The sequence below is a fragment of the Streptomyces sp. NPDC060366 genome, from assembly GCF_042725135.1.
Lineage (GTDB): Bacteria > Actinomycetota > Actinomycetes > Streptomycetales > Streptomycetaceae > Streptomyces.
In genome coordinates, this window is record NZ_JBHXDC010000001.1 from 735,078 (window position 1) to 749,142 (window position 14,065).

The following is a 14,065-nucleotide window of genomic DNA, read 5'->3' on the forward strand; positions in this document are numbered from 1 at the left end:
GCGGGCCCCCCGCCGGGGGGGGGCCCGGCCATACTTCCACCCCCCTCCGTTGTTGTTTGCGCCGGGGGCGCGGGGGGGGGCGGGGGGGGCCCCCCCCCCCGCGACCGTGGACCCACGTCAGTGGGCGGACCCGACCTCCGCGCCCTCTTCGCCGCCGGCCTCACCCGCGCCGCCCGCGCCGATCTCCGCTCCGACCGCTGCCAGCGCCGTCGTCACCGGCTGGAAGAACGTCTCGCCGCCCGACGTGCAGTCACCGCTGCCGCCCGACGTCAGACCGATCGCGGTGCCGTCACCCGTGAACAGCGGGCCTCCGCTGTCGCCGGGCTCCGCGCAGACGTTGGTCTGGATGAGCCCGCTGACGGAGCCCTCCGCGTAGTTCACCGTGGCGCCCAGCCCGGTGACCGAGCCGTCCGACAGTCCGGTGGTGCTGCCCATCCGGATCACTTCCAGGCCCACCGCGGCTTCACCGGCCTGACCGATCTGCACGGTCTGCCCGTTGCCGACGTCCACCTCGCTGGGCGCCTGGGTGGCCGGGTCGTCGTACGTGAGGAGCGCGAAGTCGCCGTCGCCGGGGAAGGTCGCGGCCTGGACCGTACCGACGGGCGCGCCGTTCTGGTCCTCGGACCACTGATCGGCCGCGACGCCGCAGTGTCCGGCGGTGAGGAATCCGGGTGTGCCGTCCTGCGTGGTGACGTTGAAGCCGAGCGAACAGCGGGCGCCGCCGCCGAAGATGGCGTCGCCGCCCTCCAGGAACGGCTTGAACTCGCCCGCCGACTTCTGGATGCGGGCCACGCCGTCGCCCAGCGAGCGCACGGTCGACTCCAGGGTGTCCCAGCGCTCACCGGTGACGGTGGTGTCGGCGGTGACGAGGATCTGGTTGGTCCGGGGGTCGACGGCCCACGCGGTGCCGGGGATGGTGGCGTCCCGGCTCAACGTGCCGGTGGCGGAACGGAGTTCGCCCATGCTGTTCTGGACGCTTCTCGCCACGGCTCCGGCGTCACGCACCCGCGCGGTCGACTCACCACCGTCACCGCCGTCGGCGACGTTCACCACGACCTGCTTCTTCTGCGCGTCGTAGTACGCCCCCGCGTACTCCTCACCGAGCTGTGAGGACAGCCGCGCGACGAGTTCCGGCGCCGACGCGGCGCTGACCGTCTTCGCGTTCTGCCGGGCGCCCTCGCCCGCGCCACCGTCCGTGCCGGACTGTGACGCGTTGGCGTTCGGCAGCAGGATGGCCGCTGCCGCGACGCCCACCGCCCCGGCTCCCGCGAGAATGGCCTTGCTCTTGGATATTCGCCTGTGACTCAACTCGTCGCCTCCTGTGGGGATTACGGAGTGACCCCTTGATACGGGCGACACTGGAGTTGTGTTCAGCGGACGCTCTGCCGACATGACGGAGGCCGGCCGGACAGTTGTCCGGCCGGCCCCTGCCGGCCAGTCGACCGACGGTTCGTCAGCCGCTGATCTCGATCTTCTTGTTACTCTCCGACACCTTGGCCGACCTGGCCCCGGCCGCCTTGGCCGGCTCCGTCGAACTCGTACGCTGCGTAAGCCCCTTGAGCAGCTCCGCGAGGTCCACGCCGGTGGTCGACGAGAGCAGTTCCATGCCCTGCGCGACATTGTCGGTGACGGTGCGCGAGAGCTGGCTCGCGCCGTCCGTGGAGATGACCGTCAGCTTGTCGATGGCGCTCAGCGGCTCCGACGCCTTGGAGACGACGGCCGGGAGAACCTCGACGAGCATCTGGAGCACGGCCGCGTCGCCGTACTGCCGATACGCGTCGGCCTTCTTCTGCATCGCCCCGGCCTCGGCGGTGCCGCGCGCCGTGATGGCGTCGGCCTCCGCCTCACCCTCGATCCGTACGGCCTCGGCGAGCGCCGCACGGCGCAGCTTCTCGCCCTCACCGGTGAGCCGCGACCGCTCGGCGTCCGCCTCGGCCTCCTTGACCTGCGCGATCCTGCGGGCCTCGGCCTCCTGCTCGGCCTGGTAGCGGGCGGCGTCGGCCGGCTTACGTACCTGGGTGTCGAGCTGACGGTCGGTCAGTGCCGCCTGACGCTGCGCCACCTTCTCCTGCTCGCCGAGGACTTCCTGCTGGCGCGCGGCCTCGGCGAGCGGTCCGGCCGCGTTGGCCTTGGCCTTGGCCGCCTCGGTCTCGACCTTGATCTCGGCCTGCTTCAGATAGAACGTCCGCTCCGCCACCGCGATCTCCTCGGCGGCCTTGAGCCTGGCCTGCTCGGAGGCCCGCTTGGCGATCGCCTCGGCGATGTCCGCCTCCTGTCTGGCGCGGGCGGCCTCGGGCCGGCCCAGGTCCTCCAGGTAGGAGCCCTCGGTGGTGATGTCCTGGATCTGGAAGGCGTCCAGGATCAGGCCCTGGCCGGAGAGGCTCGCCTCGGCCTCCTCGGCGACCTGACCGGCGAAGGCGGCACGGTCGCGGATGATGTCCTCGACGGCCATCCGGCCGACGATGGCGCGCAGCGCGCCGGAGAGCACTTCCTGGGTGAAGCCGACGATGCCCTTCTGCTGGCGCAGGAACCGCTGCGCGGCGGCGCGGATGGCGTCCTCGTTGCCGCCGACCTTGACGATCGCGACGCCTTCCAGATGCGCCTTGACGCCGCGCAGGGTCACCGCGCCGCGGACCGCGACCGGGATGTGCCGGCTGGACAGGTCGAGCGTGAACTTCTGCTGGACGAACGGGACGACGAAGACGCCGCCGCCGACCACGACCTTCTGACCGCTGTTGTCGGTGCTGACCCGGCCGGTGACCGGGTCCGTGGACGACTTCCCGCGGCGGCCGGTGATGATGAATGCCTCGCTGGGGCCCGCGACCTTGTAGCGGGTGATGACGACGAGTGCGAGCAGGACGAGAAGTACGACGACTCCCGCCACCGCGATGATCACTGGACTCATATGGGACTCCCCCTGTTGACGTACGGGCTGCTGTGGACGCCGCACCTGTGGGACGCCGACTGCCGTGCGACGGTTCGACGGGTGGCCGGTTCAACGGGCAGACAGGTTGGTGATTCGGCGGATCGGCCGGCCGGTGGCGGACTCAGCGCTCGACTGGCCGGACCCCGACCGAGGTGGACGACAGCGTCGACTCCACCCAGACCTCGGCGCCCCGCGCCACGGGCACCGCGCTCTTCGCGGCGAACTTCACCGGCTGGCCCGCCACCCGGAGCATCACCTCGCCGTATCCGTCGGCGGGAATGGCGGTGATCACGGACCCCGCCGTACCGAGGAGGTCCGCTCCCCGTGGTGTGGCGTCCGTCTGATCGCGCATCAGCACGCGGCTCAGTTTCCAGGCCAGCCAGCCGGTGACGGCACCGGCGACGGCGCCCGCGGCGACGGCGGGGCCGACTCCGAGGCCGGTCGTACCGAGCACGATCGCGCCGCCGAAGCCCAGCATCGCCACGAATCCCGCCACGACGGGCAGCGACAGCAGGCCCGCGAACAGACCGTCGAGCACTCCGCCGAACAGGCCCTCGAAGATGCCGTCGAAGATCAGCGCGACGGCGAGCAGCACCACGCCCGCGATACCGAGGCCGAGGAACACATCCATGGGTCGTCCTCCCCCGGCTTCCGCCGGTCCCCCTGTGAACCCTTGAAATGGGAGGAGATTTTCTCACGGTCCGTCACGGCTGCGCAGTGCCGTGTTCCGGCAATCTTCGAGCGCCGTAACCACCAGATGAACATTTAGTCCTATATTTTCCCCATATGTCTAAATACCTGCTGCGACTCATCTCCGTGGCCGCGCTGGGTGCTGTCCTCGTCGGATGCGGCACCGGCACCGACGCGCGCCTGACCGCCGGCCCCTCGCCCGGACCCACGACACAGCAGCCGGCCGGGCCCGAACGTCCGGCCGTGACCCCCGTCTTCCTCCGTGGCGCGGACCCCACGGGCAAGACCCGGGCCAAGACGGCGGCCAAGACCGTCGCGCTCACCTTCGACGCCGACATGACGGCCGGCCAGGGACCGCGCGCCGCCCGTGGCGAGCGCTTCGACAACCCGACTTTGATCTCCTCGCTGCGCCGCCTCGAAGTCCCCTCGACGATCTTCATGACGGGCCGGTGGGTGGAGGAGTACCCGTTCCAGGCGAGGGAGATCGGCTCCGACCCCCTGTTCGAGGTCGCGAACCACTCGTACAGCCACCACTCCTTCACGGCCGACTGCCACGGGCTTCCGGTACTCGGCAAGAAGGACATGGCAGCCGATGTCGAGCGGGCCTTCGGCGCGTTCCGCAAGGCCGGGGTCCGTCAGGTGGTGCCGTACCTCCGCTTCCCCGGCGGCTGTTACGACCAGTCGACGCTGCGGACCCTGGCGCCGGCCGGCCTGACGGCGGTCCAGTGGGACGTCGTCAGCGGCGACGCCTTCGCCACGGACGCGGACGCGGTGGCCGAGCAGGTGCTCGCCGAGGTACGGCCCGGCTCGGTGGTGGTCATGCACTGCACCCTGAGCGCGGCGCCGGTGACGGACGAGGCGGTGCGCAAGATCGTGCCCGTACTGCGCGAGCGCGGCTACCGCTTCGTGAAGGTGTCGGAGCTGATCAAGGGCTGACCCGGCCGGGCGTCGGCCGAAGCGGACCGTCAGCCGGAACAGGCCGTCCGCTGCGCCTCGTGCCATTCGCAGACGGGGCACAGCGTGATGCCCTTCACCGATTCCGGGTACTCGCTCGGCTCTCCGCAGTGCACGCAGTCCGCGTACACGACGGTCTCGGTGCTGGTGGCGTCGTCTCCCATACCGCCGAGCGTACTGAACGCCGCGCCCTCAGCCGCGCCGTACCCCGAGGACACAGACCACCGCCGCCGCGACGGACGCCACCAGCGCGGCGGCGGCCAGCGACAGTCCCGGCGTGTGGATCACGCCCGTACGCGAACCGGTCACCAGACCGGTCACCGCGGCCTTCGCCGGGGACCCGGTGGTCACCAGCGCGAGCAGCGCGAAGAGCGAGATCGCCGCGAGCGACCAGCCCCGGCCGCGCAGCAGCGGCCGGGAGAACAGCGCGCCGACCGTGGCGCCGGTCAGCAGACAGACCAGGGCCGCGAGCAGCCCCGCCGTCCCGGCGGGCAGCGGAGCCACGGCCACGAGGTGGTCGGAGCTCCTCGGGTCGCTGATGGCCGTGACGACCACCGTGCCGACGACACCGAGCGCGCCCGCACAGGCCGTCGCGGCGAGCAGCGCGGCGAGGTGCGCGCGGGGCATGCCCGACGCGGCGGCCGTGACGGCGCGGGCCGCGTCCGGTTCCTGCGTGACGCAGATCCGCACCAGCCACGCGGCGACCGGCAGCAGCGCGGCGGCGGCGACACCGAGCGAGTCGAGTACCGGCTCGCCGCTCCGGACGCCGACGGCGAGGAAGATCGCGTAGAGCAGGACCGGCGGGAGCCAGCGCTGCGAACGCAGCAGCATGGCGGTGTGGTAGCGGAACAGTGCGGTCATGAAATGGCGTGCCCCGTCGCGCTCGTGGTGCTCATCGTGCTCGTGGTGCTCATCGTGCTCGTCGTCTTCGTCTCGGCCTCGGCCGGCGCGCGTACTTCCCGGATGTGCCACGGCGGGCGCGCCGTGAGCAGCGCGCGCAGCAGGGCGTCGGAGTGCGCGGCGGCGACACTCAGCAGGACGGTCCCGTCCTCGGGCCCCCGCTCGACCGTGGGGGCGCCGGGCAGTCCGTCCGGCGGCGCCGCACCCGGCGCTCCGACGGCCACGACCCTTACCCGCGGCCCCTGTTCGGCCGGGGAGCCAGGCGCCGTACCGCGTACGAGAGCGTTGCCCGCCACCGCGTAGACGGCGTCGGCCGCCCCCGCCAGGCGACGCGGATCGTGGTCCACGAAGACCACCGTGCCGCGGGCCGCCACGCGTTCAGCGACCGCCAGGTCGAGTTGCGTACGGGCCGCGGAGTCGAGCCCCGTCCAGGCCTCGTCGAGCACCAGCAACTCGGGTCCGGCGAGCAGCGCCTGCGCCACGGCGACCTTCTGGCTGGTGCCCTTGGACAGCTCGGAGAGTGCCGTACGGGCGTGGCCCCCGGCGCCGAAACGCTCAAGCCACTCGGCGGCGCGCGCCTTCGCGTCGGCCCCGCGCAGTCCGTGGATCCGGCCCATGTGCGTCAGATATCCGGCGGCGGTGAACGGCAGGGCGACCGGAAAGCGTTCGGGGACGTACGCCGTACGGCCGGGGCGGCCGGTGACGCGGCCCTCGGTGGGCGAGTCGATCCCGGCGAGCAGGCGCAGCAGGGTCGACTTGCCGCTGCCGTTGGCGCCTTCGAGGCGGATCAGGCTGTGCGGCGGCAGCGCGAGGTCGATGCCCCGCAGCACCCAGGGGCCGCCGACACCGTACCGGCGGCCCACTCCTCGCAGTTCCATGCGGGGTCAGCTTCCGGCGGCCTGCGACGTGACCTCGCTCGGGCGGACGATGACGAAGCCCTCGCCCTGGAGCATCAGCTGGACGGCCTCGCCGGAACCGCCGCGGATCATCGAGCCGACGGACTGCGAGCGGTGCAGCGAGGTGCTCAGCTGGGCGCTCCAGCCGACGACGGCGTCCGTGTCGACGTACACCGGCGCCTGCGGGCTGACGGGGATGACGATGGGGTTGCCCTCACAGATGATGGCGAGCTTCCCGTAGCCGCTGAACAGGCTGTTGAAGAGGCCGCCGCCGGTCATGCCGGCGCCCTTCACCGTCTTGATCTCGTAGGAGAGGGTGGAGTCGAAACACAGGACGTTGCGGCCGTTGACGGTGAGCGCGTCGCCCTGGTCGATGTCGACGATGAAACAGTTGGCCGCCTCGTGCGCGAACCAGGCCTCGCCCTGGCCCTTCACGGCCATCAGCGGCAGGCCCTCGCCGGTGACGGCGCGCTTGAGCATGCCGCCGATGCCCTGGCCCTTGCGCTCGAACTGGAGATTGCCGCGGAAGGCGATCATCGAGCCCTGACGCGCGTGCATTTCGCCGTTGACGGCGTACTTGACGGATTTGGCGTTCTGGAGGCTCATCCCGGGGGTCGTCGCCTGCTGCGCCATGTTCTCGCTGGAAAAGAGATCGCTCTTCATGCGGAGCATGGTCACCCGGAGCCGCCCATTCCGCCAACAACCCGGCGAGTCAGTGCTGGCACACTGGCCCCGTGAGCATCGACGACACCGCCGCCGGGGCGGCCGGCCCGGCGGACAACCGCGCCGGGGACCCGGCCGACAGCCCGTTCCGGCATGAGCAGACCGCCCGCGACGAGGCCCCGCAGTACGTGCTGCCGCTGGTGGTACGGATCGAGAAGGCCGCGCCGCCGACCCGTACCGACGCGCTGGAGGCCGCCGCCCGCGCCGTCCTGGTCATGCTCGCCGACGAGCGGTCGACGGGCGACGGTGAGTGGGCGCGGGCGATGCGGGATTGGCAGGACGCCCGGATCCGCAAGGTGGTGCGCAGGGCGCGCGGCGCGGAGTGGCGGAAGGCGTCGCTGCTGCCGGGGATCACGGTGGGCGCTCCGGCTCCGGACGCCGAGGGGGTGCAGGCATCCGTGGCGGCCGAGGGCCCCGCCTTCGCCCCGTACGCGGAGGTACGGGTCTTCCCGCCCGTCCCGCTGGACGGCTGGCCGAAGGAGTTGGCGAAGCTCCAGGTCTCCGGCACCGACCTCGACGACCCAGAGGACCCGCCCGCCGCGGACCCCGCCGCTCCCGTGCTCTGGCTCAGCCCCGACGTCGGCATGTCGGCGGGCAAGGCGATGGCCCAGGCCGGCCATGGCGCGCAGCTCGCCTGGTGGGAATTGCAGGAGACGGACCGCAAGGCGTGGCGGGAGGCCGGATTCCCGCTCTCCGTACGCACTCCGGACGCCGCGCGCTGGCGTCAACTGACCTGCAGCGGGCTGCCGTTGGTCCGTGACGCGGGCTTCACGGAGATCGCGCCGGGGTCGAGCACGGTGGTCGCGGATCATCCCGCGCTGCGGCGTTGAACATTCCCGTGCCGGGATTCGTATCTCCCAATACCGCTAAGTAGGTTGAACGACCGGTCAGCGCGCGGTTGATTCTGCGGTGGTACGCGGTTGTACATCGGCCCGGGAGACACTTTGTTGCGACGTATCAACGGCACGGCACTCATCATCGCGGCGCTCGTCGCGACGGTCGGGGCGCTCGCCTTTCCTGTCTGGTCGTACGCCGACCGTTCCGGCACGGGGGAGGCGAATCTCGCGTCGTCGAGCGTGGCGACCCAGTGGGGTCCGCTCTCGGCGACGGACCGCGACTTCCTCGTGAAGGTGCGGCTCGCGGGGCTGTGGGAACTGCCCGCCGGACAGCAGGCGATCGAGCGTGCCCCCAGCCAGGCCATCAAGGACGCGGGCGACCATCTCGTCGTCGGCCACACCGACCTCGACGTCCGCGCGCGCGACGTGGCGGCGAAGCTCGGTGTCGCCCTGCCGAACCAGCCCAACGAGATACAGCAGGGCTGGCTCAGGGAACTGTCGGCGGCCACCGGCGCCGAGTACGACAGGAAGTTCGCCAACCTCCTGCGCAACGCCCACGGCAAGGTCTTCGCGCTGGTGGCGGAGGTCAGACATACGACACGCAACACCCTCATACGGCAGCTCGCGACCGACGCCAACCAGACGGTCCTGGACCACATCACGATGCTGGAGGCCACCGGACTCGTCGACTTCGACGAGATCGCGCGGGAGGCGGCGGGCACCAAGACCGCCAGCCCCACCGGTCCGCCGCCGCCGAACGGCAGCCTGCCGCCGTCGCCGCCCGCCGCCGCGCCGACCGGTGACAGCTCCTTCACCTCCCGGCCCTCCACCCAGCCGGGTGCGCCGACGGCCGTCAACACCAACCGTCCGGCGCCGCCGAGCGTCGAGGCGAGCCCATAAGTCCTCGCGAGTTCCCGTGAGTCCCCATGATTCCCGTGATCGGCCGGATCGTCGGCCGTCGCGGGAACCTCAAATGATGCTCTGAACGTCCCCTCCCCTGGATTCACCGGCGCCCGGCGGGGCCATTACCCCTGAACCGGCGCACGCCGAGGCACGGAGAAGGGGGAGTCATGAGCCACACGACACACGTGGTGAACGTGGGGGAACCGGGGAACGCGAGGGATCCGGGCAGTCCGGGAGACCAGGGAACCCGGGGGACCCTGAGGACCCTGGGGATCGGTATCGGCTGGCGGCCCGAGATCGCGGAAGCGGTGGAGGCGCTGCCCGGCATCGACTGGGTCGAGGCCGTCGCCGAGAACGTCTGCGCGGGCCATCTCCCCGACTCGCTCGTCCGGCTCCGCGCACGCGGCGTCACCGTGATCCCGCACGGCGTCTCCCTCGGCCTGGGAGGCGCCGCGCGGCCCGACGCCAAGCGTCTCGCCGATCTCGCCGAGCGGGCCGAGGCCCTCGGCTCCCCGCTGATCACCGAGCACATCGCCTTCGTAAGGGCCGGTGGCCCGCTCACCGCCTCCCCCACGCTCGAAGCCGGCCATCTGCTGCCTGTCCCCCGCACCAAGGACGCGCTGCGGGTGCTGTGCGAGAACGTGCGGATCGCGCAGGACTCCCTGCCGGTGCCGCTCGCCGTGGAGAACATCGCCGCGCTGATCAACTGGCCGGGCGAGGAGATGACGGAGGGTCAGTTCCTGGCGGAGCTGGTCGAACGGACGGGCGTACGGCTGCTGATCGACGTCGCGAACCTGCACACCAACCACGTCAACCGGGGCGAGGACCCGGCGACCGCGCTGGACCAACTGCCGGTCGAGGCCATCGCGTACGTGCATGTCGCGGGCGGCGTCGAACGCGACGGCGTGTGGCACGACACGCACGCCCACCCGGTGAGCACGCCGGTGCTGGACGTACTCGCGGAGCTGCGCTCCCGGGTCTCCCCGCCCGGCGTCCTGCTGGAGCGGGACGACAACTTCCCGCCGACCGCCGAACTCGCCGCCGAACTCGACACGATCCGCGCGACGCTCTCGGGCCCGGGGCCCGAGCGGACGTCAACCGTGCTGTCGGACAAGGCCGTTGAGGCACCCGGAGCGCCCGAAGCACCCGAGGCGGCCGCTGCCGCCACGCGGACCGAGCCCGCCCGCGAGCGACTCGCTCTCGCGCAGACCGCCCTGCTGTCCGCCCTGGTCGCCGGGACACCGGCCCCGGAGGGCTTCGACTCCCGGCGGCTCGGGGTGCAGAGCCGCGCCCTCGCGGGCAAGCGGGCGGAGGTCGTCGCCAAGGTGGCCCCCGACATCCCGCGCATCCTCGGCGCCGGTTACCGCGCCGCGTTCCTCGGCTACGCCAAGTCCCGCCCCATGCGGGCCGGTTACCGGCGCGACGCGCTCGACTTCGCCGAGCACCTGCTCATCGCCGACCGGCCCGAGGACGAGGCGGCCCGGCGCGAGCTGACCCAGTGGTGGCGGGACCGCTCCGGCGCGCGACCGCCGCGCCGGGCGACCCGTATGGTGCGCGCCGCCCGCTCCGTACTCGTGGGGCGGTGACCGGCCGTGGACACACTGATCACCGCACTCCAGATCGCCATCCCCCTGTCCTTCGTGACGCTCCTCGTCGGAGTGATCACCGCGCGCTCGGGGGGCGGTACGACCGAGGTCCACGACCTCCTGGACGTCGCCTTCCTCGGCGGCGGACCGGGCCGGGTCGCCGAGACCGCCGTCGTCGCGATGCACGCGGACGGGAGGCTGGGCATCGGCGGCCCCGGCATCGTCGCCCTGTACAGCGATGTCGCGCGCAACCCGGTGGAACGCTCCGTCATCGAGGAGCACCACCGGGCGCCGCACGGCGCCCTGCACGCGCTGCGCCTGGCGGTGATGCGCGGCCGCGCCGTCCAGGACATCGGGGACTCCCTGGCCGCGCGCGGGCTGCTGGTACCGGCCGGAAAGACCCGCGTGTGGGCGGTCTGGGGGCTGACGCAGGCGATCGTGTGCCTGCTCGCCCTGCCGCTGACCATCGTCCGGCTCGTCAGCACCGCCTCGCCGGCGCTCATCCCGACCCTGCCGCTGGCGGTCATCGGGATGATCTCGGGCTTCGCCTGCGCCGCGCTGGCCAGGCGGCGGCTCACCGCCACGGGTGTGCGGGCGCGGCTGAAGTTCCGTAAGGCGACGTACCAGCACATCATGGCGCCCGATCTCCAGATCGCCCTGGACGGGCACATGGCGCTGGACGACCCGCTGCTGCGGGAGCAGCTGACGGCCGCGCGGGGCATGCGGCCGGGCCGTGACTTCCAGCCCGCGCCGCATCTGGCCGCCACGGCGGTGGTGTGGTGCGCCGGCGCGGACTTCGGGGACGGCGGTTCGGGCGGGTCCGGCTGCGGCGGCTCCGGCGGTTCGGGCTGCGGCAGTTCGGGCGGAGGGTGCGGCGGGGGCGGCGGCTCCGGAGACGGAGGAGGCGGCGGTGGTGGTGGTGGCTGTGGGGGCGGCGGAGGCTGCGGAGGTGGAGGCGGCGGCGGCTGACCGGCGCCCGCCGCCGTACGCGCGGCCGGGCTCCACCCCGGCCGTCAGCGCACGCACTCGCACCCGTGCACGGAGCACGCCGCACCTGATCACGCACCCCGTACGGGCCTATTGAGTGACTGTATGACGCATCGGAGTCATGGGCCCCGACACCGCTCACAGATCCTTTACATGTCCGGGGCTCCGGAGATGATCGCCTTCCCCAACGCGGCACGCCTGAAGGGAAAGCGATGAGAGCAGTTGCGAAGTACGGGGCCCTGGCCACCCTCGGATCCTTGGTCCTGTCCACCCTCTCCGCCGCCCCGGCAGGCGGCGCGGACTTCGCCGGCACCTCGTCCGAGGCGCGTGGCACCGTCGTCGCCGCCAAGCGCGCCGCCGCGGCCGGGATCACCTTCCGGGCATGCCCGAAGGCCGAGATGCTGCCCGCTCCCCTCAGCTGCGGCACGGTCGAGGTGCCGCTCGACTACGCCCGGCCGGACGGCGAGCGGATCAAACTCACCGTCAGCCGGGTGAAGGCGTCGGGCAAGACGGGCGCCGCGGGCGGGGACGGCAAGGCCGTGGAGACCGTCCAGCGCCAGGGCGCGCTGGTCTACAACCCCGGCGGCCCCGGCTCCTCCGGCATGGCCTTCCCGCTGGCGGCCAGGATGCCCGAGTGGAAGCGGATCGCGGCGGCGTACGACATGGTCGGCTACGCCCCGCGCGGGGTCGGCCGTTCGGCGCCGCTCTCCTGTCAGAACGCCGCGGACTTCGCGAAGGCCCCCACGCTCGCGCCGACGTACCCCACGGAGTCGTACAAGCGGGAGCGGATCTCCCGCGCCAAGGCGTACGCCCAGGGCTGCGCTCGCAACGCGGGGGCGTCCCTGCGCCACTACACGTCGCTGAACAACGCCCGCGACCTCGACGTCCTGCGGGCCGCCCTCGGTGAGAAGAAGCTGTCCTTCATGGGCGCCTCCTACGGAACGTACTTCGGCGCGCTGTACGCGTCGCTCTTCCCGTCCCACGTACGCCGGATGGTCTTCGACTCGGCCGTCAACCCGGCCCCGGGCCAGATCTGGTACCGCAACAACCTCGACCAGTCCCTCGCGTTCGAGCGGCGCTGGGCGGACTTCCGCGCCTGGGTCGCCAAGCACGACGCGACGTACCACCTCGGCACCACGCCCGACGAGGTCCAGCGCAACTACGAGCGGGTACGGGCGGAGGTCGCGCACCGGCCGGCGGGCGGCAAGGTCGGCCCCGGCCAGCTCCACGCGGCGATGCTCGGGGCGGGCTACTACGACGACTACTGGGCGATTCGCGCCACGGCGCTGTCCGAGTTCCTGAAGGGCAACACGAAGCCCCTGGTCGACCAGGCCGCGCCGCGGGCGGCGGCGGCCGTGGACAACGAGAACAGCAACGCCGTCTACACGGCCGTGGAGTGCAACGACGCGTCGTGGCCGACGGACTGGAAGGTGTGGGACCGCGACAACACCGAGCTCGCGCAGGTCGCGCCGTTCGAGACCTGGGACAACGCGTGGATGAATCTGCCGTGCGCCTTCTGGCCGGCGCCGCGCCAGCAGCCGCTCGATGTCCGCACGAGCGCCGGTGAGCTGCCGCCGACGCTGATCCTGGCCGCCGAGCGGGACGCGGCGACGCCGTATCCCGGAGCGCTGGAGCTGCAACGCCGCCTGGCCGGATCCGTTCTGGTGACCGAGCGCGGCGCGGGCACGCACGGCATCGCGGGCGGCACCAACGAGTGCGTCAACGACCATGTCGAGGCGTATCTGCTGACCGGGAAGACACCGGTGCGGCGCGCTGAGTGCGCGCCGCACGCGGCGCCGAACCCGGTGTCGCTGGACGAGAGGTCCGGCCGCGGGCTGCCGCCGGTCGTCTGATCTTCCGGGTGGGACGGCCGGGCCGCCCGAGGGCGGTCCGGCCGTCATGCAGTTGTGCGATCGCCCGGGGCGGATCGCGGGCCGCGCCTGTGGATCAGGCGAGTTCGGCGACCAGGTCCGCGACCGACTTGCGGCGGCCGGTGTAGAACGGCACCTCTTCCCGTACGTACAACCGTGCCTTCGAACCACGCAGATGACGCATCAGGTCGACGATCCTGTCCAGTTCGTCGGCCTCGAACGCGAGAATCCACTCGTAGTCACCGAGCGAGAAGGATGACACGGTGTTGGCGCGGACGTCCGGATAACCACGGGCCATCTTTCCGTGGTCGGCGAGCATCGTACGCCGCTCCTCGTCGGGCAGCAGATACCAGTCGTAACTGCGCACGAAGGGGTAGACGCTCACGTAGTTGCGCGGCGTCTCGTCGGCCAGGAAGGCCGGCACATGGGACTTGTTGAACTCGGCGGGACGGTGCAGCGCCATGTTCGACCAGACGGGGTCGAGCGCCCGGCCGAGCCTGGTGCGGCGGAAGAGGTTGTACGCCCCCTGGAGCTCGTCCGCGGTACCGGCGTGCCACCAGATCATCAGGTCGGCGTCGGCCCGCAGCCCGGACACGTCGTACGTCCCACGCACGGTGATGTCCTTGGCGGCGAGCTGGTCGAACAGCTCCTGGACCTCGTCGGCGTAACCGGCCCGGTCCTCCGGCAGCAGATCGCGCAGCTTGAAGACGGACCACAGCGTGTAGCGGATGACGTCGTTGAGATCCTTGGCCTTCTTGCCCGCGTTGGGGATCTTGTCTGGTGCGGAAGTCAT

14 protein-coding genes are annotated in these 14,065 nt (G+C 71.9%); 6 read left to right on the forward strand and 8 right to left on the reverse strand.

Features of this window, described 5'->3' with window-relative positions; genetic code table 11:
- Positions 1 to 117: 117 nt before the first annotated feature.
- The 3 genes from ACFWHU_RS03135 to ACFWHU_RS03145 form a co-directional block, all read right to left on the reverse strand.
- Positions 118 to 1,308 (reverse strand): S1 family peptidase, encoded by a 1,191-nt coding sequence (locus ACFWHU_RS03135; protein WP_387223526.1) that lies wholly within the window; start codon positions 1,306 to 1,308, stop codon positions 118 to 120.
- A 145-nt stretch (positions 1,309 to 1,453) separates the two neighbouring features.
- The gene (locus ACFWHU_RS03140; protein ID WP_385794434.1) at positions 1,454 to 2,905 is read right to left on the reverse strand and encodes a flotillin family protein; all 1,452 of its coding nucleotides are present in this window, start codon (positions 2,903 to 2,905) and stop codon (positions 1,454 to 1,456) included.
- Positions 2,906 to 3,047: 142 nt separating this feature from the next.
- Positions 3,048 to 3,557 carry a hypothetical protein gene (locus tag ACFWHU_RS03145; protein ID WP_385794431.1) on the reverse strand — a complete coding sequence of 170 codons (510 nt, stop codon included), beginning with the start codon at positions 3,555 to 3,557 and terminating at the stop codon, positions 3,048 to 3,050.
- Positions 3,558 to 3,712: 155 nt separating this feature from the next.
- On the opposite strand from ACFWHU_RS03145, the gene ACFWHU_RS03150 reads away from it, so the two are divergent.
- Entirely contained in the window at positions 3,713 to 4,552 is an 840-nt protein-coding gene (locus ACFWHU_RS03150; protein WP_387223529.1) for a polysaccharide deacetylase family protein, read from the forward strand.
- 29 nt (positions 4,553 to 4,581) lie between these two features.
- Here ACFWHU_RS03150 and ACFWHU_RS03155 read toward each other — a convergent pair whose 3' ends face one another.
- From ACFWHU_RS03155 to ACFWHU_RS03170, 4 genes are read right to left on the reverse strand one after another with little or no spacing between them, the layout of a single operon-like run.
- On the reverse strand, positions 4,582 to 4,734 hold the full coding sequence (locus ACFWHU_RS03155) for a hypothetical protein (protein WP_385794426.1): 153 nt from the start codon (positions 4,732 to 4,734) through the stop codon (positions 4,582 to 4,584).
- A 28-nt stretch (positions 4,735 to 4,762) separates the two neighbouring features.
- Positions 4,763 to 5,431, reverse strand: a complete 669-nt coding sequence (locus ACFWHU_RS03160) for an ABC transporter (RefSeq protein WP_387223531.1) — start codon at positions 5,429 to 5,431, stop codon at positions 4,763 to 4,765.
- Positions 5,428 to 6,348 carry an ATP-binding cassette domain-containing protein gene (locus ACFWHU_RS03165; RefSeq protein ID WP_387223533.1) on the reverse strand — a complete coding sequence of 307 codons (921 nt, stop codon included), beginning with the start codon at positions 6,346 to 6,348 and terminating at the stop codon, positions 5,428 to 5,430. The genes ACFWHU_RS03160 and ACFWHU_RS03165 overlap by 4 nt, the downstream gene beginning before the upstream one ends.
- A gap of 6 nt (positions 6,349 to 6,354) precedes the next feature.
- Positions 6,355 to 7,029: an AIM24 family protein gene (locus ACFWHU_RS03170; RefSeq protein WP_078079394.1), complete on the reverse strand. Its 675-nt coding sequence runs from the start codon at positions 7,027 to 7,029 to the stop codon at positions 6,355 to 6,357.
- Positions 7,030 to 7,106: 77 nt separating this feature from the next.
- Here ACFWHU_RS03170 and ACFWHU_RS03175 point away from each other — a divergent pair, with 77 nt between their 5' ends.
- From ACFWHU_RS03175 to ACFWHU_RS03195, 5 genes are all read left to right on the forward strand, one after another.
- On the forward strand, positions 7,107 to 7,919 hold the full coding sequence (locus ACFWHU_RS03175; RefSeq protein WP_387223971.1) for a peptidyl-tRNA hydrolase: 813 nt from the start codon (positions 7,107 to 7,109) through the stop codon (positions 7,917 to 7,919).
- Between the two features lie 117 nt (positions 7,920 to 8,036).
- Positions 8,037 to 8,825, forward strand: a complete 789-nt coding sequence (locus ACFWHU_RS03180) for a DUF4142 domain-containing protein (RefSeq protein ID WP_385794418.1) — start codon at positions 8,037 to 8,039, stop codon at positions 8,823 to 8,825.
- Positions 8,826 to 8,995: 170 nt separating this feature from the next.
- Positions 8,996 to 10,414: a DUF692 domain-containing protein gene (locus tag ACFWHU_RS03185; RefSeq protein WP_387223536.1), complete on the forward strand. Its 1,419-nt coding sequence runs from the start codon at positions 8,996 to 8,998 to the stop codon at positions 10,412 to 10,414.
- A 6-nt stretch (positions 10,415 to 10,420) separates the two neighbouring features.
- The gene (locus ACFWHU_RS03190; protein ID WP_387223538.1) at positions 10,421 to 11,383 is read left to right on the forward strand and encodes a TIGR04222 domain-containing membrane protein; all 963 of its coding nucleotides are present in this window, start codon (positions 10,421 to 10,423) and stop codon (positions 11,381 to 11,383) included.
- A 230-nt stretch (positions 11,384 to 11,613) separates the two neighbouring features.
- Entirely contained in the window at positions 11,614 to 13,254 is a 1,641-nt protein-coding gene (locus ACFWHU_RS03195) for an alpha/beta hydrolase (protein WP_387223540.1), read from the forward strand.
- 94 nt (positions 13,255 to 13,348) lie between these two features.
- On the opposite strand, the gene hemQ is transcribed toward ACFWHU_RS03195, so the two are convergent.
- Positions 13,349 to 14,065 (reverse strand): hydrogen peroxide-dependent heme synthase, encoded by a 717-nt coding sequence (gene hemQ / locus ACFWHU_RS03200; RefSeq protein WP_383845393.1) that lies wholly within the window; start codon positions 14,063 to 14,065, stop codon positions 13,349 to 13,351.